The sequence below is a fragment of the Trinickia violacea genome, from assembly GCF_005280735.1.
Classification (GTDB): domain Bacteria; phylum Pseudomonadota; class Gammaproteobacteria; order Burkholderiales; family Burkholderiaceae; genus Trinickia_A; species Trinickia_A violacea.
This window is the reverse complement of sequence record NZ_CP040078.1, coordinates 3,436,193-3,459,465: the sequence shown is the minus strand read 5'-3', so window position 1 is coordinate 3,459,465 and position 23,273 is coordinate 3,436,193. Positions and strand designations below refer to the sequence as shown.

Sequence of the window (23,273 nt, the reverse complement as noted above, 5' to 3'; positions counted from 1 at the left end):
GCGGAAAGACAACGAACATGGATGACTCCCTGAACTTCGACACCCTCGCCGTGCGCTCGGGCACCCTTCGCACCGAATACAACGAGCATTCGGAAGCGCTCTTCCTCACGTCGAGCTTTTGCTTCACGAGCGCGGCGCAGGCAGCCGAGCGCTTCAAGCACTCCGAGGACTACTACACGTACTCGCGCTTCACGAATCCGACGGTGACGATGTTCGAAGAGCGTCTCGCCGCGCTCGAAGGCGGCGAGGCGTGCATGGCGACGGCTTCGGGGATGAGCGCGATTTTGTCGGTCGTGATGGCCGCGATGAACGCGGGCGATCACATGGTCAGCTCGCAGAGCCTGTTCGGCTCGACGCTCGGCATGTTCTCGCAGATCTTCTCGCGCTTCGGCATCACGACGACCTTCGTCGATCCGAACGACCTCGACGCATGGAAGAACGCCGTGCGTCCCGAGACGAAGATGTTCTTCCTCGAAACGCCGACGAACCCGCTCTGCGAGCTCGCCGACATCGAAGCGATCGGCAAGATCGCGAAGGCGTCGAACGCGATCTTCGTCGTCGACAACTCGTTCTGCAGCCCGGCGCTGCAGCAGCCGATCAAGCTCGGCGCCGATGTCGTCATGCATTCGGCCACCAAGTTTCTCGACGGGCAGGGGCGTGTGCTTGGCGGCGCGCTCGTCGGCACCAAGTCATTCATCATGGAGAAGGTGTTCCCGTTCGTGCGCAGCGCCGGGCCGACGCTCTCCGCGTTCAACGCGTGGGTGCTGCTCAAGGGGATGGAGACGCTGTCGCTGCGCGTCGAGCGTCAGTCGGCGAGTGCGCTCGAAGTCGCGCGTTTCCTCGAGTCGCATCCGGCGGTCAATCGCGTCTGGTATCCGGGGCTCGAATCGCATCCGCAGTACGAGATCGCGAAGCGTCAGCAGAGCGCGGGCGGTGCGGTCGTCGCGCTCGAATTGAAGGGCGATACGCCCGAGAAGCAGCGCGAGAACGCGTGGCGCGTGATCGACGGCACCAAGATCTGCTCGATCACGGCTAACCTCGGCGATACGCGCACGACGATCACGCACCCCGCGACGACGACGCACAGCCGCGTCACGCCCGAGGCGCGCGAGGCGTCGGGCATCACCGAAGGCGTGATCCGGCTCGCTATCGGGCTGGAGAATGCGGGCGACATTTGCCGTGATCTGGCGCGTGGGCTCGAGGGCTGAGACCGGAGCCCTGGGCGGTGGCGCGCTTTAATGCCGCCCGGTTCGCCACTGTCCAGGCGCGCGCCCGAAACGCCGCGTGAACGCATGCGTGAACGCGCTCTGATCGCCGAACCCGACTTGCAGTGCGACATCGGTGAGCGTATTGCGCGGATCGTTGAGCAGCGCGAGCGCGGTATCGAGCCGCAGGCGCTGCAAGTAGCGATGCGGCGTCTCGCCGAACGCCTCGATGAACAACTGATGGAAGCGGCGCATGCCAAAGCCGCAATGCGCGGCGAGGTCCGCGATGCGCAGCGGCTCCGCTAGATGCGCGCGCAACCATCGGTCGATGCGCGCGTAATCCAGCCCCGCGAGCCCGGCGGCGGGCAGCGTCGTGTTCGGATCGGCGACGAGTGCGGCGCACAGGCGCGCAGCGGCATCCCAGTGGAAACGATGCGCGTCGAGCGCGTGGCTGGTCGGAGCGCGGCCCGCCGCGCTCGCCGCGACGTTGCGCACGAGCAGGGTCAGCGACGCGTCGATCGTCACGGCGCGGGCTCGATCGAACAGCCGCTCGGGCACCGCGAGCGATGCCGCCGGCAAGTCGAGCACGAGCTGGCGGTTCTCGCCGATGCCCGCATAGTCGTGGCGCGCGCCGGCCGGCACGAGCCACGCGGAACGGCGATCGATGCGTTGCCCGATGCCGTCCACCGCCATCTCCATCGAACCGTCGAGCCCGAGCACGATCTGGTGATAGTCGTGCACGTCCGACGCTTCAACGACGCCATAGCGGCGCAGCGAAACGGCCGGCGACAGCAACGGTTCGTGGGAGTGGGCGGGATTCATGACACGCGTTTCAAACGTCGAGCAATTCCACTTCGAACACGAGCGTCGCGTTCGGCGGAATCACGCCGCCCGCGCCGCGCACGCCATAGCCGAGTTGGGGCGGAATCGTCAGGCGTCGCACGCCGCCTACCTTCATGCCCTGGACGCCCTCGTCCCAGCCCTTGATCACCATCCCGCCGCCGAGCACGAAGGCGAACGGGTCGTTGCGGTCCTTGCTCGAATCGAACTTTTGACCGTCGGTCAGCCAGCCCGTGTAGTGGACGCTGACAGTTTTACCGGCGACCGCTTCGGCGCCCGTGCCTTCGGTCAGATCTTCATATTTGAGGCCGGATTCGGTGGTGACGATCGACATGGATTCCTCCCGTAAATATTGGAAACCGTCATTGTAGGCGTTCGGGCCGCAGTACGCGGCCGCCGCGCGTGCTGCCGTGCCTATAATGGTTTTTTCTTTCCTTCGAGCGTACGAGGATCGACTGTGACGATGCCTTCTCCTGCCGACGATGCCGCGCTTGACGAGCGCTTCGCGCGCCTGTCCGCCGAGGCGGCGCTCTTCATGCGCGACCATGTGCTGTCGCTCGTGTCGCACGATGTGCGCAGCCCGCTGAACGCGATCCATAGCTGGGCGTATGTGCTCGAGCGCAAGCTCGATGCGGGCGACGCATCCGCGCAGCGCGCGCTTACGGGGATCCGCTCCGGCGTCGATCAGCAGGTGAAGCTGCTGGAGGACGTGGTCGACAGCACGCGCGCGCAGACCAAGACGCTCCCGCTCGTGCGCGAACCGTTTGCGCTGCGGGCGCTCGTCGAGCGCGTCGCCTACGAAGGGCGGGCGATGCTTGCCGACGCGCGGCGCGTCTCGCTTTCGATCGAGTCGCCGCTCGACGGCGAAACGCTCGACGGCGACCGCGAGCGTCTAGCGCAGGCGTTGTGGACGATGCTGACGTTCGCGGTCGAAGCGAGCGCACCCGCCGCGGCGGTGAGGGTCGCGAGCGTGATCGAGGGGGGGCATTGGCAGGTCGAGGTCACGCACACCATGAGCTTCGCCGCGCTCGGCAACGGCGAGCTGCCGCACGCCTTCGAGCCGTTCGCCTGCAAACAAGCGACGCACCCGCGCGAAGCCGGACGTATTGCGTGGGTGCTTGCGCTGCCGCAACGCGTCGCGACGGCGCATGGCGGCCTGTTTAAACAGGGCGAAGCCGCCGACGGCGAACAATCCACGCTGACGCTGCGCGTTCCGCTCGCCGCTTGAGCGCGCCAGCCGTGCATCGAGGATGGGGGCCGGCCGACACACTCTTCGCATCTCATCGACGTCGCCGTTTTTTCGGCTCCGGCTGCCGGGCCCTATACTGAGAGCCTTTCATTTCCGGAGCCCCTCGCTTTGATTCAGATCGTCGCCTTGATCGGCGCGTTGTTGCTGGTTGCCCTCAACGGCTTTTTCGTCGCGGCCGAGTTCGGACTCGTCAAACTGCGGTCCACGCGCGTGCAGGCGCTTGCGCGCAAGAACGGCATCCGCGGCCGTCTGCTCGGCACGGTGCATGGGCGGCTCGATGCCTACCTGTCAGCGTGCCAGCTCGGCATCACGCTCGCTTCCCTCGGTCTCGGCTGGATCGGCGAGCCGGCCTTCGCGAATCTGCTGTCGCCGGTCTTCAGCCTCCTTGGCATCACGTCGCCCAATCTGACGCATGCGATCTCGCTCTTCTTCGCGTTTTCCGTAATTTCGTTCCTGCACATCGTCGTCGGCGAGCTGGCGCCGAAGTCGATGGCGATCCGGCAGTCCGAGCAGGTCGCGCTGTGGGTGGCGGTGCCGCTCTATGGCTTCTATTGGGCGATGTATCCGGCGATCTGGGTGCTCAACACGAGCGCGAACTGGGTGCTCAAGATCGCGGGCTTGTCGGCGGATCACGGCGGCGACTCGCACTACTCGACCGACGAGCTCAAGCTCATCCTGCGCGGCCGCCGCGGCGCGAGCGGCCCGACGCCGCGCGTCGCCTATAACGCAGACGAATGGAACACGCTTGCGCATTCGCTCGACTTCTCGTCGATGACGGTGTCGGACTTGATGCGCCCCGCGCACGAGATGATCGGCCTGCGCCGCGACGTGCCGCTGCGCGACAACATGCAGGTCGTCGCGCGCCACCGCTTCAGCCGCTATCCGTTGTTCGAGGACGCGTCGGGCGAGCGCGTCGCCGGCCTGATCCACTTGAAGGACTTGCTGCTCGCGCGCCACGCGGGCTCGACGCTCGACGATCTGTCCGACTACGTGCGCCCCGTTCAATACGTCAGGCCCGATGCGCCCGCGCTCGAGCTCTTTCGCCGCTTTCGCCGCGGTGCGCCGCATTTTGCGCTGGTCGGCCGCAAGCATCAGAAGCCGATCGGCTTCCTCACGCTCGACAACTTGCTCGGCGCGCTGGTCGGCCAGATTCACGACGAATTCCGCCAGGGCGACGCCGACTGGACGCGCATGGACGACGGCACGCTGATGGGCAAGGGGAGCTTGCCGGTGGTGTCGCTCGAGCGCGTGCTCGGCATCGATATCGACGAGGGGGCGGCGGAATCGGTCGGCGGCCTGGTGATTCATGCGCTCAATGATTTGCCGTCCGAAGGACAGCGCGTCGAGTTCGAACACTTCGATGTCGTCGTGAAGAAGATGCACGGGCCGCGGATCGTGCTCGTGCGGGTGTATCCGAAGGCGTTTGAGGATGAGGGGGGGTGACGTAGACCGCCCGATCACCCCCGCGGCACCCCTTCCTCCACCAATATCGCCACCGGCAGCGCCGACAGCGCATCGCTCACCAACAGCTCGCCCGCGTCATCCGCTTTCGGCGCGGCCGGGCTCAGCCAGTCGAACAACGCGCGCGCGCCAAGCGGCTTCGGCAGCGTCACCACGGTGTCTTCCCACTTGACCGGATCGACATGCGGCACATCGCGGTCAGCGTCGAGGAGCGTGGCTGAGAACCGCGTCCCGATCACGATCGCGTACGCATCGCCATGCCGGCGCGCAAATGCAATCACGTGACGAGCGAGCTTGCCGCGCACGCTCAGCGGAATATACGAACCTTCCAAAAACAGCGCGGGCGACACCGCGCGCAACGTGAGCGCGCGATGCACGATGCCGAGCTTGACGCGCGCATCGCGCCAGTTCGCCAGCTGCTCGCTCGGCGGCGAGCCCGTAAGCCACGCCTGACGCTGTGCAAAATCGACCGCGCGGCGGTTGTCCGGATCGACGAGGCTGAAGTCCCATAGCTCGGTGCCTTGGTACAAGTCCGGCACGCCCGGCGACGTCAATCGCAGCACCGTCTGCAGCAGACTATTGAGCGCCCCCACGCGCCCGATGCGCGCAACGAACTCGGGCAGCGCTTGCAGAAAGCCGTCGCGCCGCTGTGGCGCGAGGATGTCGAACAGGAACGCGCGCGACGCCGCTTCGTACGCTTCATCGCGCGCGTACCAGCTCGTGCGCAGCTTCGCCTCGCGCAGCGCCTTCTCCTGCCACGCGGCGACGCGCTCCGCGAGCGCCTTCACGCCGCCTTCGTCGCTCGGGTCGAGGTCGAGCGGCCAGCAGCCGACGAGCGTCTGATACAGCATCGCCTCCGCAGCCGGGCCCGGCGCCCAGTCGCGATCGTTGCCGTTCAGCACGCGCCGTTGCGGCGTATTCAAGGTGGACCACGCGTGCAGCGTGGCGCTCCATTCCGCTGCGATTTCGCTCAGCACCGCGAGACGCGCGCGCGTGTCTTCGCCGCGCTTATGGTCGTGCGTGGCCGTCGCGAGCATCGCGTGTGGGAAATGCTGGGCGCGCGCTAGATTGGCGGCGTGAAAGTCGTCGAGCGATAGCGCGAACTCGCCCGGGTCCGAGCCGACTTCGTTGCGCGACAGCAAGCGCCCATAGCGATAGCAGGCGGTGTCCTCGATCGCTTTCGCGGCGAGCGGCGCGGTGAGCTGGGCAAACAGCGCGGGAGCGGTGCGCCGCTGAGGGGCGGGGGCGTTCGCGCCCGATGGCGTTTGCGCGGCCCCTTCATCCGGCGCTTTGCCGCCGAGCCATCCGCCAATGCGCTCGAGCACTTCATAGTCGGCGCGCGGCAGCGCCTGCCGCGCAGCGTCAAGCGCTTGGTTGAAGTAGACGTCATCGGTCGTGCTGCGGATGCCGCTCTGCGGATAGATCCGGTACACCGGAAATCGCACCGCCAATTCGCCGAGCGCGCGGCGTATCGCCGTGAACGTGAAATCGCGCGTCGCCGGGTTTTCGCGCGCGATGCGATGGAGCGCGCGCGTCGCGCGATCGTGTTCCGCCGACAGATGCTCGGTCAATATCTTGCGCCGCGCGATGAGCGCTTCGGCGGCGAACGAACGCTTGCTGCCGCTGATCTCGGCCCATGCCGCGGTGAGCGGCGCGGCACCGTCGGCGTCGTGCAGCAGCGCGCCGACGTCGTTCATGAAGTCGTAGCCGGTCGTGCCGTCGACGCCCCAGTCGTCGGCCAGCGCTTCGCCGCGGCCCAGAATTTTTTCGACGATCAGATACGCGCGCTGGCCATCGAGCTGCGGCGGCCTGTCCGCTTCGATTTCCGAGAGCCGCTGGCGCAACCGCTGGCAGTATTCGCGCGGCTCGACGAGACCGTCGACGTGGTCGACGCGAACCCCGTCGATTACGCCAAGCGAGAACAGCCTCAAGATCAGCGCGTGGGTCGCCTCGAAGACTTCCGGACGTTCCGCGCGCATGGCCGCGAGCGTGCTGACGTCGAAGAAGCGCCGCCAGTTCACTTCGTCCGCCGCGGTGCGCCACCACGCGAGGCGGAAGAACTGCCGTTCGAGCAGGCGATGCAGGCGCTCGCGTCCCGTTGGCGTATCCGGAGCGTAGGTGGCCAAGAGCGCGCCGATGGCCGGCATGCCGTGCTCGTGCGCGATGAACTCGCGCAGCGTCTTGCGGGCGTCCTCCGCGCGAGGTTGATCGGCAGGCTGCGGCGTGAGTGCGGTGAAGCCTTGGGCGAGCGCCGCCAGCTCCGGGTGCTCCGCGGCTTGCAGGATCGACGCGTAGTCCGCCGGACAAATCGGAAACACGTGATGCGCGTAGCCGGCGAAGAATCGTATGGCATCCTGATCGAACTGAAGCGTGATCCGTCCCGCTTCCAACTCCTCGCCGTAGGGCGCACCAAGGCACGGCGCGAGCACCTTGCCGCGCAGCGCGGGATCAGGCGAATGCCAGTCGACGTCGAAATAGCGGCTGTACGCGCTATGCCGTCCCCATTCGAGGATGTCGAGCCACCACGCGTTGTGCGCGCCGTCGATGCCCATGTGGTTCGGCACGATGTCGGCGATGAGGCCCATCTGGTGCGCGCGGGCGGCATCGGCCAGCCGCACGAGCGCGCTCTCGCCGCCGAGCTCGGGATTCACGCGCGAGTAGTCGACGGTGTCGTAGCCGTGCGTCGAGCCGGGCACTGCCGCCGTGATCGGCGACAAGTACAGGTGGCTCACGCCGAGCGCGGCGAAGTAGTCCAGAAGCGCTGCGGCGTCGTCGAACGTGAAGCCTCGATGCAGTTGAAGCCTGAGCGTGGAGCGCGGGACGGTCATGGCGTGCGGGCGGAGTTGGGCCGTGGGTGGGATGACGATGCGTCCGAACGTGCGCGCGCGACGGCCAGCAGCCGGTCGGCGAAGACCGCGTCCGCAAACAGCTCGTCGACGGCTTGAGCGATGCGCCGCCGCCAATTCGGATGTTCGTCGATCGAGCCGGGCAGGTTCGGCTGATCGACGAGCCCGAGCAGGTCCTCGAGCGGATACGTGACGATCGGCGCCGGCGTTGCCGATACGAACGCCAGCGCTTCGTCGACGGGCGCGTGATCGACCGGGGGCGCGCCGACGTTCTGCGGCGCGAGATGCGCGCGCTGAAACGCATGCCACAGCGCGTCGCGGTCGGCCGCGCGCTCGGCTTGCGCGAGCGCGACCGGGTCGCGTCCGTCGGCGCGCGCGGCGGTTTGGCCGATGCGGTTGCGCCAGTCGATGTCGGCGCCGCGCCACCAGCCGGCGATAGTCGGCAGATCGTGCGTCGTCGTGGTGGCGAGTGCGGAGCGTCCCCATTCGCCGGGCGGCTTGAACGCGGCGCCGTGATGCGCGTGCTCGAACCACAGCACGCGAATGCCGAGCAGGCCGCGATCGGCGAGACGCTCGCGGAAGCCGGGCGGAATGGTGCCGAGGTCCTCGCCGATCACGATCGCGCGATGGCGCGACGATTCGAGCGCGATCAACCGCAGCAGGTCTTCGGCTGGATAGCGCAAGTAGGCGCCGTTCATCGCAAGTTCCCCGTCAGGGACGAGCCACAATCGCCGCAAGCCGAGGATGTGATCGATGCGGATGCCGCCCGCGTGCGCGAACGCGGCGCGCAGCATGTCGATGAACGCGGCGAAGCCTTGCGTGCGCATCGCGCGCGGTGAGAACGTCGTGAGTCCCCACGACTGGCCGGCTTGATTGAAGATGTCGGGCGGCGCGCCGACCGACACGCTCTGCAGCATGTCGTCGCGATACGACCAGGCGTGGCTGCCCGCGCTGTCGCAGCCGACGGCGAGATCGGCGACGAGTCCGATCGCCATGCCCGCATCGCGCGCCGCGTGCTGCGCGTGCGCGAGCCCTTTCGCCGCGAGCCATTGCAGGAACAGATGGAACTCGACGTCGTGCCGATGCGCCTGCGCGAACGCTGCCACTTCGGCGCTGCGCGGATCGGCGAGAGGCGCGGGCCAGTGGCGCCAATGGCCGTCGCCGCCGGCTTCGAGCTGCGCGGCCATCAGCGCTTCGAAGCGTGCGTGGTCTTCGAGCGGCGCGCCGCCGTTCGCGCAAAACGTGTGGAATTCGAGTGCGCGCGGCGTGTCCTGGGCGCGCTCATGCGTGCAGAACTGCTCGAACAGCACGCGCAGCACTTTGAGCTTCGCGGGCACCGCACGCGGCCAGTCGATGAGCGGCAGCGTTTCGAGCGCGGCCCATTCGTCGTTCATGTGGGCCTGGTCGAGCGCCGCGCGCGCGGCGGCCGCGCCGAACACGGCGCCCGGATCGATATGCGCGACGTTCAGGTAGAGACGCGACGACGGCGCATACGGGCTGTACTTGTGCGGATCGGCGCTAAAGGCCGCGTGCATCGGGCTGATCGCGAGCGCGTGCGCCCCGTGCTTCGCACTCGCGATCGCAAACGCCGAGAGTGCCGAGTAATCGCCGATCCCGCCGTCGCCGTCCCGGCGCAAGCCGTAGGCCTGCACGCCGATGCCCCACAGCGTCGCGGGCGGCGCGGCGTCGCCCGCGAACGCGCGCCAGGCGTCGTCGACCGTATAGCAGCGGTGCGGCGCGACGGCGAGACGGACGTGCTGATCGTTGATGACGAGCGTGTGATAGCCGGCTTCGCTGATCGGCGCGAGCAGCGCGGCTTCGCCTTTGGGCGCGGTGAAGCGTCCGTCGATCAGCGAGCCGCTTTCGAGTTCGATCCGGTAGCGGCTTCCCGACTTGACCGCGGCGGCGGGCAGCGCGATCGCGCGCTCGCACTCGGCGGTCATGAGCGGCGGCAGCTTGCGGCCCGACAGCTCGGCATCGAGCGTGGCCATGCTGTGCTTCGCATCGGCGGTCGTCGCGCAAGGCAGGCCGATGCGCTCGAGCAGCGCGGCGAGCGTGCCGGCCGGCACGTGGCGCGACATGCCGTGCGCGTCGTCCCATTGGATCTCGAAGCCGGCGTGCTCCGCGAGGCGTTCGATCAGCTCGGCATGCGTTCCGGCCGGCGCGGGCGATTTGACTTGGTTCACGCCTCGCGCTCCCGTTCTTCGGCGATGCGCGCGTCGTGCCTGAGCGCGTAGCTGTTCACGTCGCCCGTCATCCACGCGACGAACGAGTAGGGCGGCAGCGCGTACTCGTTCACGCGGTCGCGGGCGCGCGGCGGCGTTTCGAAGATCACCATGCCGTCGGGGCGTTCGGTGAAAGGCAGCGCGTCGGGCGTCAGATTGAGCGCGATGGCGAGCGTCTCGCCGTCCGCGAGCCGCCAGCGCGCGACGAGTGCGTTCATCGGGTGGCCGCTCGCCGATGGCAGGACGGTCGCGCCGAGCGCGCGCACGGGCGCAAGGCGCGGCGTGATCAGCTTCGCGCGCACCGCGAGCGCCGATTTGTAGAAGTGGCGCCAGGCGTCGCGGTCGCCCGTGCCGCGCGTGTCGCCTGCTTCGTCGTCGGCGGGGGAGGAGAGCGCGAACGTCTGCGGATCGTTCGGATCGGGGATGCGCGCGCGCATCGATTCGTCGCTGAACGCGGCGAACTTCGCGAACTCGCGCCGGCGTCCTTCGCGCACCGCGTCGGCGAGCTCGCCCCTGTAATCGGTGAAGAACAGGAACGGCTGTGCCGAGCCGTATTCCTCCTCCATGAACAAGAGCGGGATGTGCGGCGAGAGCAGCAGAAGGCCGGTCGCGGCCAAGAGCGCCTGCGGCGCGCACAGCGATCGCAGCCGCTCGCCGAACGCGCGATTGCCGATCTGGTCGTGGTTCTGCAGGAACATCACAAAGACGGTCGGCGGCAGATGCGCGCTCGGCTCGCCGCGCGGCTTGCCGTCGTGGGCCGGCGACGCGTCGCCCTGGTACGCGAAGCCCTCCGCGAGCACGCGCGCGAGCTTGTCGATCGGCTTGTCCGCGAACGCGCGGTAGTAGCCCTCCTTCTCGGCCGTCAGCAGCACGTGCAGCGCGTTGTGGGCGTCGTCGTTCCATTGCGCGTCGAAGTGCGTCTCGAGCAGATTGGCCTCGTTGTGCTCGTTCTCGAGCACGAGGTGCACGTGCCGCCCGTGCTTGACCGAGCCATGCACGTGATCCGCGAGTTCGCGCAGCCAATCGGCGTCGCCGATCGCGTGGACCGCGTCGAGCCGCAGTCCGTCGAAGCGATATTCGTTGATCCAGTAAAGCGCGTTGTCGCAGAAGAAGTCGCGCACTTCGGGCCGCGAGAAGTCGATCGCGGGGCCCCAGGGCGTCGCGATGTCGTCGCGGAAGAATGGCTTCGCGTATTCGTGCAGATAGTTGCCGTCGGGGCCGAAGTGGTTGTAGACGACGTCGAGGAACACGGCGAGCCCGAGCCCGTGCGCGCAGTCGATCATGGCCTTGAGGTCGTCGGGCCGCCCGTACGACGAATCGGGCGCGTAGGGCAGCACGCCGTCGTAGCCCCAGTTGCGCGCGCCGGAAAAGTCGGCGAGCGGCATCAGCTCGATGCCGGTCACGCCGAGCTCGGCGATGCGCGGCAGCCGCTTTTGCACGCCCGCATAGCCGCCGAGCGCGCCGACGTGCAGCTCGTAGAGCACCATCTCTTCCCAGGGCCGGCCGCGCCACCCGGTGTGCTGCCATTCGTAGGCGCGCGCGTCGATGACTTCGCTCGGGCCGTGCACGTCGCCGGGCTGGAAGCGCGAGGCCGGGTCGGGCACGGCGAGCGTGTCATCGAGCCGGTAGCGGTAGTGCGTGCCCGCGCCACATGCGGCCTCGGCTTCGAACCAGCCGTTGCCGGTGGGCGTCATGTCGACGAGCCGGGCGCCGTCCGTCCCGACGATCTCGACTTGCACGGTGCGTTTGCTCGGCGCCCACAGGCGAAAGCGCGTGCGCGGCGAGGCGCCCTGTGCGCCGAGCAATTGGGCGCCGAACGGCAGGCATTGCACGTAGTGGCGTGCATGCGGATCGAAAGGAGATTCGGACATGGTTCTCTATCCTCGAAAGAGCGCCAACCGGTCGATGACATGAAGTTTAGGTTTACGTGGGGCCACGGCGAGGGCGGTTTGCATCGGGCGCGGTCGGGTAAACGGTGGCGCCCGCTTCGTGCCCGGCTGCGGCCGGTGGCTCGTCTGGTCGTGCGACGTAGCTGGTAGGCCGCGCGGCCAGCACGACAAACGCGTGTTCGCCGACGGTCAGCTCGGCCGCGCCGAGCGGGTGCGGCGGCGCGTCCGGCGCGGCCGTGTCGATCAGCATGGTCCACTGCCAATGCGGCTGGGGGGGCTTGAAGCTGAGCGGCGTTGCCGCCCCGTTTAGCATCATCAGCAGCACCTCGATGTCGCCGTCGAGGCCAGGGCCCGCGCGGCGCAGCGTGAGCGCGCGCCGCTCCGGGTCCTGCCACGCTTCGCTCGTCAGGGGCTCGCCGCGTTCGTCGAACCAGCCGACGTCCTTGACCCCCGGCAGCACTTCCTTGTCGCCATGCAGAAAACGCGTCTCGCGCAGGAGCGGATGGTGCTTGCGCAGCGCAATGAGCCGCGCGGTGAACGCCGTCATCGTCCGGCCTTCGGGTGTCGCCGCCTGGTTCCAGTCGAGCCACGAAATCTCGTTGTCCTGGCAGTACGCGTTGTTATTGCCTTGCTGCGTGCGCAGGAACTCGTCGCCGGCCGCGAGCATCGGCGTGCCGAGCGATGTGAAGACGGTGGCCAGGATCGAGCGCGCGACGCGCACACGCGTGGCGTTGACCACCGCGTCGTCCGTCGGCCCCTCGGCGCCCCAGTTCGCGCTCCAGTTCTCGTTGTGGCCGTCGCGGTTCTCCTCGCCGTTCGCGTCGTTGTGCTTGTGCTCGAACGCGACGACGTCGCCGAGCGTGAAGCCGTCGTGCGATGCGACATAGTTGACCGACGCCCACGGCTTTCTAAAGCGGCGATTGAAGAGTTCGGCCGAGCCCGTGACGCGCGCCGCGAGATCGGGCCGCATGCCGGCGTCGCCGCGCCAGAAGCGGCGCACGCTGTCGCGGAACTTGTCGTTCCATTCGGCGAAGCCGGGCGGATGGTGGCCGACCTGGTAGCCGCCCGGGCCGATGTCCCACGGCTCGGAGATCAGCTTGCGCGTCGACAGCACCGGGTCTTGCCGGATCGCGTCGAAAAAGCCCGAGCCGGGATCGAAGCCGGAGCCTTCGCGGCCGAGCGTGACGCCGAGGTCGAAACGGAAGCCGTCGATGTTGTACGCGGTCGACCAGTAGCGCAGCGAATCCATCACCATCTGCAGCACGCGCGGATGCGAGAGGTTCAGCGTGTTGCCGCAGCCGGTGTCGTTGATGTAGTGGCGCTCGTCGCCGGGAATCAGCCGGTAGTAGCTCGCGTTGTCGAGACCGCGCCACGCGATCGTCGGGCCGAGTTCGTTGCCTTCGCAGGTGTGGTTGTAGACGACGTCGAGAATCACTTCGATGCCCGCGGCATGCAGTTGCCGCACGGCGATACGCATTTCGTTCAAGCGGCGGGTCGACAGGTAGCTGGGGTCCGGCGCGAAGAACGTCGCGGTGTTGTAGCCCCAGTAGTTGGTGAGCCCGCGCGAGACCAGAAAGCGTTCGTTGAGAAACGCATGCACGGGCAAGAGTTCGATCGCGGTGATGCCGAGTTCGCGGAGGTGGTCGAGAAAGCGCGGCGAGCAGAGCGCGGAGAACGTGCCGCGTTCGTGCGGACGCAACTCCGGGTTCAGCATCGACACGCCCTTCACATGCGCTTCGTAGATGATCGTTTCGGACCACGGCACGTTGGGGCGCACGTCGAGCGACCAGTCGAACGCTTCGTCGATGACGACGCACTTCGGCAGCGCCGGAGCCGAGTCGCGACGGTCCAGCGACAAGTCTTGCCGGTTCGAATGCACGCGATAGCCGAACAGCGGATCGGACCAGCGGAAATGGCCGACGAGCTTCTTCGCGTACGGGTCGAGCAGCAGCTTGTAGGGATTGAAGCGGTGGCCGTGTTGCGGCTGATACGGGCCGTAGGCTCGAAAGCCATACACGGCGCCCGGATGCGCGCCTGGGAGGTAGCCGTGCCAGATCTCGTCGGTGCACTCGGGCAGCGGCAGGCGCGTGAGTTCCTTGCGGCCCATCGTATCGAACAGGCAGAGCTCGATCTTCTGCGCGTTCGCGGAGAACACGGCGAAGTTGACGCCGAGGCCGTCCCAGGTCGAGCCGAGCGGGTAGGGCATGCCGGGCTCGAGCTTGTCGGGTAGGGAATTGGCCATGTGATTGGTTCGATTTGTTAGGAGGCTTTTTTAGTCCGCGCGCAGCACGATCGTCGCGAGCGGCGGCAGCGTCAGTGCCGCCGATTGCGGCCTGCCGTGGCTTGCGATGCCCTCCGTATGAATCTGCCCCGCGTTGCCCATGTTCGAGCCGCCGTAGACGCTCGCATCGGTGTTGAGAATCTCGCTCCAGCGGCCCGCGCGCGCGAAGCCGATGCGATAGCCCTGACGCGGCACCGGCGTCAGATTGCAGACGACGACGACCTCATGCCCCACGCCATCCATGCGGCGGTACGCGAATACGCTGTTGGCCGTGTCGTCGCCGACGATCCATTCGAAGCCGGCGGCGTCGCTATCGAGCGCATGGAGCGCGGGCTCCTCCGCATACATCCGGTTCAGGTCGCGCACGAGCGTCTGCACGCCGTGGTGCATCGGGTCGTCGAGCAAGTGCCAGTGCGGCGAGCCGTCGTGATCGAACTCGGCCATCTGCCCAAACTCGCCGCCCATGAACATGAGCTTCTTGCCGGGATGCGTCCACATGAAGCCGAAATATGCGCGCAGATTCGCGAAGCGCTGCCAGCGGTCGCCCGGCATCTTGCCGAGGAGCGACCCCTTGCCGTGCACCACCTCGTCGTGCGAGAGCGGCAGCACGAAGCGCTCGGAGTACGCGTAGACCATGCCGAAGGTCATCGTGTGATGGTGGTAGCGGCGATGGATCGGGTCTTCGTGCATGTAGTGGAGCGTGTCGTGCATCCAGCCCATGTTCCACTTGAACGTGAAGCCGAGGCCGCCGTCTTCGAGCCGTGCGGTGACGCCCGGCCACGCCGTCGATTCCTCTGCGACGGTGATCGCGCCGCCCACGCCCGGCGCGTGTGCGACTTCGTGATTCATGCGCTTCAAGAACGCGATCGATTCGAGGTTTTCGCGGCCGCCGTAGAGGTTCGGCACCCATTCGCCCTCGCCGCGCGAGTAGTCGCGGTACAGCATCGACGCCACCGCGTCGACGCGCAGCCCGTCGACGTGATAGCGCAACAGCCACGCCAGCGCCGACGCGATCAGATACGCGCTCACCTCGTTGCGCCCGAGGTTGTAGATCATCGTGTTCCAGTCCTGATGGAACCCCTCGCGCGGATCGGCGTGCTCGTAGAGCGGCGTGCCGTCGAACGCGATCATGCCGTGCGCGTCGTTCGGGAAGTGCGCGGGCACCCAGTCGAGAATCACGCCGAGCCCTTCTTCATGCGCGCGGTTCACGAACGCGGCGAAGCCTTCGGGATTGCCGAAGCGCGCCGACGGCGCGAACTGCGAGAGCGGCTGATAGCCCCACGAGCCGCCGAACGGATGTTCGGCGAGCGGCAGGAATTCGACGTGCGTGAAGCCCATGCTGAGCACGTACGGAATCAGGCGGTCGGCGAGTTCGGACCAATCGAGATTGCGGCGGCCTTCTTCGTTCACGCGCAGCCACGATTCGGCGTGCACTTCGTAGATGGAGACGGGCACGTGCGGCGTCTGCCGGCCGGCGCGGCTTGTCATCCAGGCGCCGTCGGTCCACGGGAACTGCTCGATGCGCGCGGCGTCGGCGACGATCGAGCCCGTCGCGGGCGGGCGCTCGGTCTGCATCGTGCAAGGGTCGGCCTTGAGCGGCAGCGTGTGGCCGTCGCGCGTGACGATTTCGTACTTGTAGCGCGCGCCGGCGGCGAGGCGCGGCACGAACAGCTCCCACACGCCCGCCACGTGGCGCAGCCGCATCGGATGGCGGCGCCCGTCCCAGGTGTTGAAGTCGCCGACCACCGACACGCGCCTTGCATTCGGCGCCCACACCGCGAAGCGCACGCCCGGCACACCGTCCATCTCCCATGGTCGCGAGCCGAGGCATTCGAGCACCGCGTAGGGGTCCGCGTGCGCGAGGCGCTGCAGCGCGTCTTCGGACAGCACCGGGCCGAATGCATACGTATCTTCGATCTCCTGCTGCGCACCGTGCCAATCGACGCGCAAGCGATACGGCGCCGCGCGCTCGATCACGCCCGCGAACAAGCCGCCGGGATGCACCTGCGTCAGATGCCCGAGCGATGCGCCGGACTCGCGCTCGATCACTTCGACTTGCGCCGCGCCGGGCAGCATCGCGCGCACCGCGGGGCCGTCCGAGGTGCGGTGCGGGCCGAGTTGCGAGAACGGATCGGGGTGGCGCGCGTCGACGATGGCTTCGATGTCGAGCTCGTTCAAGCCCGCGCGCGGATCGCGTCCGGCGATCGGCTTGACGAGGCCTTCGTGAGCCGCGTCGCTTTGAGCTTGCCCGGCCGTCTGCGTGGACCGTTCGTTTTCACTCATCGGGGGCTCCCTCTGACGCGGCGGCCGGCCGGGCTCCATTCGGGGTGCCCGTGTCGCCGAGCATGCGGCTCGCAATCGAGGCGAGGCCGCGCACCGGCAGCCCGAGCCACGATGGCCGGTTGGCGGCCTCATAGCGGATCTCGTACGCGGCCTTCTCGACGAGGAACAGATCGAGCAGCGCGGCCTCGGCCTCCGGCGCGACGAGCGGCTGCGCCATCTCGCCGACGGCGATCTGGTATTCGCGCAGGAAGCTCTCCTCGCCATAGCCGCGCAGGCGGTCGAACAGCGCGCGCTTGCGATCGGCCACTTGCGGCGGCGCGGCTTCCATCGTCGATTGCGCGGCGGCGCTCGCATACGACAGCGAACGCAGCAGCCCCGCGACGTCGCGCAGCGGGCTCGCCTTGCGGCGGCGTTCGTCGAGCGGCCGCGCGGGCTCGCCCTCGAAGTCGATCAGGAAGGCGTCGCCCTGCGCGATCAGCACTTGGCCGAGATGGAAGTCGCCGTGGATGCGGATGCGCCACGCGTCGACATCGAGCGGCACGCGTTTTTCGACCGCCTCGACCAAGAGCGCGCGGCGATCGATCAGGCTTTGCGCGAGCAGGCGCGTGTCTTCGCCGAGCGGGTCGTCATCGCCGAATTTGGCGAGGCGCTCGGCGAGCAGGTCGAGCGCGCTCGCGAGCATGGTTTGCGTGCCGCCGATCCACGCCTTCACGTCCTCGCGCGTGGCGCGCTCGGGCGCGAACGCCGGGTCGTCGCTAGGCTTGCCGAGCGCGACGTGCAGCTCGCCGAGGCGCTTGCCGATGATGCCGATCATCGTCTGATAGCCCGCGATCTTCTCGACGTCTTCGTCGGAGAATGCCTCTGCGTCGGCCGCAAGCGCCAGCTCGTCGACGGTGCGGCGCAGATAGTCGAGCGCCCAGTTCCACGCGTCGCCCTGGTTGTCGATGAAGCCTTGCAGGATCGCGAGCGTGTGCGGCACGCCGGCCGGATCGACGCGCACGACCACGCCCAACAGCGGCGCGGTATTCGCGAAGCCGATCTCGGTCAGATGGCGGCTGATCTCCACCTCGGGATGAACGCCGCCGACCACGCGCCGCACGAGCTTCAATACCGCGCGATCCGCGATCACGAGCGAGCTGTTGCTTTGCTCGGCCGCGATCCAGCGGATTTCCGGCGGCTCGTCGTGCAGGTCGAGGTCGTCGAGTTCGCTGAAGCGCGCGGTAGGCTCGAAGCGGATCTCGCTTTTCTGCACGGTCGGCACGACGGCGTGCTCGCGCATTTTCTTGAGCACGCCGTGCGCGAATTGCGGCACCGCGAACGCATCGGTCAGGTGGCCGATGTGGCGGCCGCGCCGCACGCGCGCGAGCGCGAGCTGCATGTAGAGCGGCACGGTGGTGTCGCTGCCCCAGGAGATCGCGATCGGCAGCACGTAGCGCTCGGTGTGCCTGCCGACGTCGGCTTCGACTTCGGTGAACGCGAAGCCCGCGTCGGGGATCGTCGTCAGCGCGGCGAGGCGCACGCCGTGCAGCTTCAGGTCTTTCGAAGCAAACCAGCGGCGCCGGCTCAGATACGACGGCAGCACTTCCGATTCGAGCAGCCGCACGTTTTCCGGCGTCGGCCCCGACTGCCCGACGCGGATCACGATCGTCACGAACTCGGGCAGTTGCTGCGACGGCGCCTGGCTCCACGCCGGTCGCGCATCGCCCGTGCACAGCAGGAACCAAAGGAAGCCGTAGGGCGGGAAGGTCAGCAGATAAGTGAGCTGGCCGATCGGCGGGAACACGGAATCGGCGGTCATTTCGATCGGGACGTGTCCCGCGAATTCGGACAGATCGAGCTCGACGGCCTGCGGCGCGCGCGACAGGTTCGCCACGCACAGAATCGGCGCCTCGCCCTCCATCTCGCGCAGGTACGCGAGGATCTTGCGGTTGTTCGGCTTCAAGAAGCGGATCGTGCCGCGCCCGAAAGCGTGCTTCGCGCGGCGCGTCGCGAGCATGCGGCGGGTCCAGTTCAAGAGCGAATGCGGGTCGCGGCTCTGCGCTTCGACGTTGACCGCATCGAAGCCGTAGAGCGAGCCCATCACGGGCGGCAGCACGAGCTGCTCGGGGTCCGCGCGCGAGAAGCCGCCGTTGCGGTCCGACGACCATTGCATCGGCGTGCGCACGCCGTCGCGGTCGCCCAAGTGGATGTTGTCGCCCATGCCGAGTTCGTCGCCGTAGTAGATGACCGGTGTGCCCGGCATCGACAGCAGCAGCGAGTTGATCAGCTCGATGCGGCGCCGGTCGCGCTCCATGAGCGGCGCGAGCCTGCGGCGGATGCCGAGGTTCAGGCGCGCGCGCCGGTCGCTCGCGTAGGTGTTCCACAAGTAGTCGCGCTCGGAATCGGTGACCATTTCGAGCGTCAGTTCGTCGTGGTTGCGCAGGAAGATCGCCCATTGGCATGACGGCAGCAAGTCAGGCGTCTGCCGCATGATGTCGGTGATCGGGAAGCGGTCTTCGCTCGCGATCGCCATGTAGATGCGCGGCATCAGCGGGAAGTGGAACGCCATGTGGCATTCGTCTTCGTCGCCGAAGTATTCCTGCACGTCCTCCGGCCATTGGTTCGCTTCGGCGAGCAGCATCCGGTTCGGATACTCGGCGTCGATCGTCGCGCGGATCTTCTTCAGGATCGCGTGCGTTTCCGGCAGGTTTTCGTTGATCGTGCCTTCGCGTTCGACGAGGTACGGCACCGCGTCGAGCCGCAGGCCGTCGATCCCCATGTCGAGCCAGAAGCGCATTACCTGCAGCACTTCGCGCATCACGGCGGGGTTGTCGAAGTTCAGGTCGGGCTGGTGCGAATAGAACCGGTGCCAGAAGTACGCGCCCGCGACCGGATCGTGCGTCCAGTTCGACGGTTCGCTATCGATGAAGATGATGCGGGTGCCCGCGTACTTCGTATCGGTATCGGACCACACGTAGTAGTTGCGATGGTTCGAGCCCGGCTTCGCGCGGCGCGCGCGCTGGAACCACGGGTGCTGGTCCGAGGTGTGGTTGATGACGAGCTCCGTGATCACGCGGATGCCGCGCGAGTGCGCGGCCTGGATAAAGCGCTTCACGTCGGCGAGCGAGCCGTAGTCGGGATGGACGCTGCGATAGTCGGCGATGTCGTAGCCGTCGTCGCGGCGCGGCGACGGGTAGAACGGCAGCAGCCAGATCGCGGTCACGCCGAGCTCCGCGATGTAGTCGAGCTTGGCGAGCAGGCCCGGGAAGTCGCCGATGCCGTCGTTGTTGGCGTCGAAAAACGACTTGATGTGGACCTGGTAGATGATCGCGTCCTTGTACCAGAGCGCGTCGTCGGACAAGAGCGCCGGTTTCCCGCGGCGCGCCGCGCGCGGGGCTTTCTGCGCGTGCGCTTCGGAGGCGGCTGGGTTCATCTGTTCGTGCTGAGCGTCACGCTTCATCGTGCACCTCTGCGGAGCCGGATGCGGTGGCATGGGTATGGGTGGTGTCGGCGCGTTCGTCGCGCGGCAGCCCTGCGGCCGGCGCGATCCGCCAAATCGCGAACGGCCGCGTATTCGGATCGAGCCGCACGTGCTGGCGGCGGTCATGCCATTCGAAGCGCTCGCCCGTCATCAGATCGGTGACGGCAAGCGCATCGCCGTCGTGGAGTCGCCAGTGATGGTGGGTATGCCACGACAACTCGATATCGGCGCCTTGCTCGTTGAACGGATCGAGATTGATCGCGACGACAATCACGTTGTCGCGCGCTTCGGTCGCCTTTTCGAAGCACAGGATATGGTCGTTGTACGCGGGCAGGAACGTGAGTCCGAGATGCGTGTGCAGCGCGGGGTTCGCGCGGCGGATGCGGTTGAGCGCCGTGATCGTGCCGACGATGTTGCCGGGGCGGTTCCAGTCCCATACGCGCAGCTGGTACTTCTCGGAGTCGAGATATTCCTCGCTGTTGGGCAGCGCCGCCGCCTCGCACAGCTCGAAGCCGCAATAGATACCCCACAGGCCCGACAGCATCGACGCCAGCGCCGCGCGGATCATGAAGCCCGCGCGTCCCTGCGCTTGCAGATGGCGCGGGTTGATGTCCGGCGTGTTGACGAAGAAGTTCGGGCGGAAGACATCGCGCACGTAGGTCGTCGTCAGCTCGGTCAGATACTCCGTGAAATCGCGCTTCGATTCTCGCCACGTGAAATACGTGTACGACTGCGAGAAGCCGAGCTTCGCGAGCCGGTACATGAGGCGCGGACGCGTGAACGCTTCGGAGAGAAAGATCACGTCGGGCTGCCGCGAGCGGATGTCGGCGATCATCCATTCCCAGAACGGCAGCGGCTTCGTGTGCGGATTGTCGACCCGGAAAATGCGCACGCCCGCGTCGATCCAGAACTGGATGACGTCGCGCAGCGCGAACCAGAGCGCGGGCTTCGCGTCGTGCGTGTAGAAATCCGGGTTGACGATGTCCTGGTACTTCTTCGGCGGATTCTCGGCGTAGCGCAGCGTGCCGTCGGGGCGCCATGCGAACCACGCAGGGTTCTCGGTGAGCCACGGATGATCGGGCGCGCATTGGATCGCGAAGTCGAGCGCGATTTCGAGGCCGTGATCGTGCGCGGCGGCGAGCATGCGCTTGAAGTCGTCGAGCGTGCCGAGCTGCGGATGCAGCGCCGTATGGCCGCCTTCCTTGCCGCCGATCGCATACGGGCTGCCGACGTCGCCCTCCCGCGCCTCGAGCGTGTTGTTGCGGCCCTTGCGGTTGATCCGGCCGATTGGGTGGATCGGCGGGAAGTAGAGCACGTCGAAGCCCATGTCGCGGATGCGCGGGAGCTTCGCGATCACATCGTCGAAGGTGCCGTGGCGGTGCGCGTCGTCGCTCATCGAGCGGGGGAAGATCTCGTACCAGCTCGCGAAGCGCGCGGCGAGGCGCTCGGCGTCGATTCGGTAGATCGTCGCGTCGCGCGTGAGGAACGGACGGTGGCGGGCCGCCGCGATCGTGTCCGCCGTCGATGGCGCGAGCACGAGACTCAACCTGCCCTGCGGGCTCGCGTGCGTGAACTGCGTGACGAGGTGCCTCAGTTGGCCGATGGCGGCGTGCTGCGAGGCGTGGTCGTGGTGCTCGTGGGCGGCGTGGTGTTGGCTCGCATCGGTTGCGTCTTTCGAGCCGTCGCCGGTTTCCGCTGTTTCCACTTCGGCAAGCACGCGCGCGAACAGATGGCGCGCCTCCTCGACTTCGAGATCGACCGTCTGATTTGCGTTCAGCTTCTTCTGCATGTGATCGACGAGCGATGCGAAATCGTCGCGCCACGCGATCACGGTGAATTCGTGCCTGCCGAGCCGTTCGAGCGGAATGCGCGCGCTCCACAGGTCGAGCCCGGCCGGTTGCGCGGGGGCCATCGGCGTTTCGTGCCACGCGGTCTCGTCGGCGGGGCGCCAGATCACGGCGGCGGCGATCTTGTCGTGGCCTTCGCCGAAGATCGCGGCGCTGATCTCGACGCGCTCGCCGACGACCCGCTTCACCACGAACCGTCCCTGATCGACCGACGGCGACACGCTCTCGATCGCGACGCGCGGCGCTTCGAGCGCGTCGTGAATCGCGGCGGCGGCAAAGGCGGCGGCGTGCTTGCCGCTGCCCATCCGGGCGACGACCGGCGCGCCGGGCATCGCGCGATAGAGCTGCGTGCCGCCGGGCGCGAGCACGAACGGTTCGAGCGCGACGGCGGCATCGGTGCAGGGGCTTTCCAGCGGCTTGAAGCGCGTCAGATTGCCGGGCGCGCCGTCGAGGAAGCGCTCGGGGTCGACGAAGGCGGCTGTGGTCAGTTCGGGATTGACGACGAAGAGGACCGCGTCTTCGGCATCGCGCAGGTCGGCGCACGCGCCACGCAGCAGCACGGCGACGTTTGCTCCTGCGGGCGACAGCGCGCGCAGCTCGCCGGTCGACGCCAGCGCCGGCGTTTCGCGCCGCAGCGCATTCGCGTGTTCGAGTTCGACGCAGAGATTGAAGCGCGGCGAGGTGCAAGCGGCCGCGTATCGATCGGCGTTGCCCGACGTGTACGACAGTGCTTCTCCGACGCCGTATTCGAAGCCCATCGGCACGAGCCAGCCGGTGCCGAGCGCAGCCGCCGTCCATAGCGAGCGCCGATAGCCGCGCTCGACGATGGCGGCATCGCTCGCGCCGGCAAAGTCGCTGGCGAGGCGCGCGCCGTACGGCGCCTCGGGAAAGGCGATCGGCGCGCCAATGCGCGAGAGCGCGGCGTGCTCGTCGAGCAGCCAATCGGCACGGAAATCCCACCAGCGCACGGAAGAAAACACGCTGTCGAACCCCGCGCCTTCGAGCGGCGCAAGATCGCCGCGCGCGAGCCCGGGCGTCGCTGCGAGAAAGCGTGCCTCCGCGTGCCGCTCGCGCACCTTTGCACCGAGCTCGCGCCACACGTGCGCCGGCACGCGATGCGGCGAATCGAAGCGAAAGCCCGCGACGCCCGCATCGGCGAGCGCGAGCAACTGGTTCGCCCACCATTCGGTCAAGCGTGACGACGCTTCTCCGCCGTTGAAGTTGGCATACGCGACGTTGTCCTCGCGCCGGGCGTGCCGCGGATCGAGCCGCGCATCCTCGGGCTCGAACGGCTGGAACCACTGCGGGTTGTGCAGATGCAGCGCGCTATCGGCCGCCACGCGATCGACGATCACGTCGAGCAGCAACGCGAGCCCGGCCTTGCCCGCGACTTCGGCGAGCATGCCGAGCGCGTCGCGCGCGGGCAATGCCGATTCGAACGCGGGATGCAGGCGCTCGTGATCGGCGATCACTTGCAGATGGCCCGCATGCCCCGGCAGAAACGGCGAGCCGATCAGGACGTGATCGAAGCCAAGCGCGGCAGCATGCTCGAACTGCGCGGGCCAGGCACCGAGCGGCCCGACGAGAAGGGGATGAAGGAAATAGATCCGCGGCGCATACGCGTGACGAAGTTCCATCGGTCTGTTCCAGATTCGTCCTGCGGTGTGGATGCACGGCAAGGTGCGAT

Annotated in this window: 12 protein-coding genes; 3 read left to right on the top strand and 9 right to left on the bottom strand. The window is 67.6% G+C overall.

What is annotated here, in order from left to right; genetic code table 11:
* The first annotated feature begins 17 nt into the window (after positions 1-17).
* A complete protein-coding gene (locus FAZ95_RS37645) occupies positions 18-1,208 on the top strand; it encodes an O-succinylhomoserine sulfhydrylase (protein ID WP_137337358.1) in 1,191 nt (396 codons plus the stop codon).
* A gap of 27 nt (positions 1,209-1,235) precedes the next feature.
* On the opposite strand, the gene FAZ95_RS37640 is transcribed toward FAZ95_RS37645, so the two are convergent.
* Positions 1,236-2,027 (bottom strand): AraC family transcriptional regulator, encoded by a 792-nt coding sequence (locus FAZ95_RS37640; RefSeq protein WP_137337357.1) that lies wholly within the window; start codon positions 2,025-2,027, stop codon positions 1,236-1,238.
* 10 nt (positions 2,028-2,037) lie between these two features.
* A complete protein-coding gene (locus tag FAZ95_RS37635) occupies positions 2,038-2,379 on the bottom strand; it encodes an FKBP-type peptidyl-prolyl cis-trans isomerase (protein WP_137337356.1) in 342 nt (113 codons plus the stop codon).
* A gap of 129 nt (positions 2,380-2,508) precedes the next feature.
* Between FAZ95_RS37635 and FAZ95_RS37630 the strand changes: the two genes are divergently transcribed.
* Together FAZ95_RS37630 and FAZ95_RS37625 are read left to right on the top strand one after the other, a co-directional pair.
* Positions 2,509-3,273 carry a sensor histidine kinase gene (locus FAZ95_RS37630; RefSeq protein WP_137337804.1) on the top strand — a complete coding sequence of 255 codons (765 nt, stop codon included), beginning with the start codon at positions 2,509-2,511 and terminating at the stop codon, positions 3,271-3,273.
* Between the two features lie 129 nt (positions 3,274-3,402).
* Entirely contained in the window at positions 3,403-4,737 is a 1,335-nt protein-coding gene (locus FAZ95_RS37625) for a hemolysin family protein (protein WP_137337355.1), read from the top strand.
* A gap of 14 nt (positions 4,738-4,751) precedes the next feature.
* Here FAZ95_RS37625 and treY read toward each other — a convergent pair whose 3' ends face one another.
* The 7 genes from treY to FAZ95_RS37590 are packed head-to-tail and all read right to left on the bottom strand — an operon-like array spanning position 4,752 to position 23,223.
* Positions 4,752-7,583 (bottom strand): malto-oligosyltrehalose synthase, encoded by a 2,832-nt coding sequence (gene treY, locus FAZ95_RS37620; RefSeq protein ID WP_137337354.1) that lies wholly within the window; start codon positions 7,581-7,583, stop codon positions 4,752-4,754.
* Positions 7,580-9,787 (bottom strand): 4-alpha-glucanotransferase, encoded by a 2,208-nt coding sequence (gene malQ / locus FAZ95_RS37615; RefSeq protein WP_254700201.1) that lies wholly within the window; start codon positions 9,785-9,787, stop codon positions 7,580-7,582. Before malQ ends, treY begins: the two co-directional genes overlap by 4 nt.
* On the bottom strand, positions 9,784-11,697 hold the full coding sequence (treZ, locus tag FAZ95_RS37610; RefSeq protein WP_137337353.1) for a malto-oligosyltrehalose trehalohydrolase: 1,914 nt from the start codon (positions 11,695-11,697) through the stop codon (positions 9,784-9,786). Before treZ ends, malQ begins: the two co-directional genes overlap by 4 nt.
* A 52-nt stretch (positions 11,698-11,749) precedes the next feature.
* Complete coding sequence (gene glgX, locus FAZ95_RS37605) at positions 11,750-13,957, bottom strand: glycogen debranching protein GlgX (RefSeq protein WP_137337352.1); 2,208 nt, start codon at positions 13,955-13,957, stop codon at positions 11,750-11,752.
* A gap of 30 nt (positions 13,958-13,987) precedes the next feature.
* Positions 13,988-16,279, bottom strand: coding sequence for a 1,4-alpha-glucan branching protein GlgB (gene glgB, locus FAZ95_RS37600; RefSeq protein WP_437437771.1), 2,292 nt, complete (start codon positions 16,277-16,279; stop codon positions 13,988-13,990).
* Positions 16,272-19,718 carry a maltose alpha-D-glucosyltransferase gene (gene treS, locus FAZ95_RS37595; protein ID WP_137337351.1) on the bottom strand — a complete coding sequence of 1,149 codons (3,447 nt, stop codon included), beginning with the start codon at positions 19,716-19,718 and terminating at the stop codon, positions 16,272-16,274. Before treS ends, glgB begins: the two co-directional genes overlap by 8 nt.
* Positions 19,708-23,223 carry a maltotransferase domain-containing protein gene (locus FAZ95_RS37590; RefSeq protein ID WP_137337350.1) on the bottom strand — a complete coding sequence of 1,172 codons (3,516 nt, stop codon included), beginning with the start codon at positions 23,221-23,223 and terminating at the stop codon, positions 19,708-19,710. The genes treS and FAZ95_RS37590 overlap by 11 nt, the downstream gene beginning before the upstream one ends.
* Positions 23,224-23,273 lie beyond the last annotated feature (50 nt).

Coding starts and splice junctions, on each gene's coding strand:
- FAZ95_RS37645 (WP_137337358.1), top strand. CDS start 18: ATGGATGACTCCCTGAACTTCGACACCCTCGCCGTGCGCTCGGGCACC.
- FAZ95_RS37640 (WP_137337357.1), bottom strand. CDS start 2,027: ATGAATCCCGCCCACTCCCACGAACCGTTGCTGTCGCCGGCCGTTTCG.
- FAZ95_RS37635 (WP_137337356.1), bottom strand. CDS start 2,379: ATGTCGATCGTCACCACCGAATCCGGCCTCAAATATGAAGATCTGACC.
- FAZ95_RS37630 (WP_137337804.1), top strand. CDS start 2,509: ATGCCTTCTCCTGCCGACGATGCCGCGCTTGACGAGCGCTTCGCGCGC.
- treY (WP_137337354.1), bottom strand. CDS start 7,583: ATGACCGTCCCGCGCTCCACGCTCAGGCTTCAACTGCATCGAGGCTTC.
- treZ (WP_137337353.1), bottom strand. CDS start 11,697: ATGTCCGAATCTCCTTTCGATCCGCATGCACGCCACTACGTGCAATGC.
- glgX (WP_137337352.1), bottom strand. CDS start 13,957: ATGGCCAATTCCCTACCCGACAAGCTCGAGCCCGGCATGCCCTACCCG.
- glgB (WP_437437771.1), bottom strand. CDS start 16,279: ATGAGTGAAAACGAACGGTCCACGCAGACGGCCGGGCAAGCTCAAAGC.
- treS (WP_137337351.1), bottom strand. CDS start 19,718: ATGAAGCGTGACGCTCAGCACGAACAGATGAACCCAGCCGCCTCCGAA.
- FAZ95_RS37590 (WP_137337350.1), bottom strand. CDS start 23,223: ATGGAACTTCGTCACGCGTATGCGCCGCGGATCTATTTCCTTCATCCC.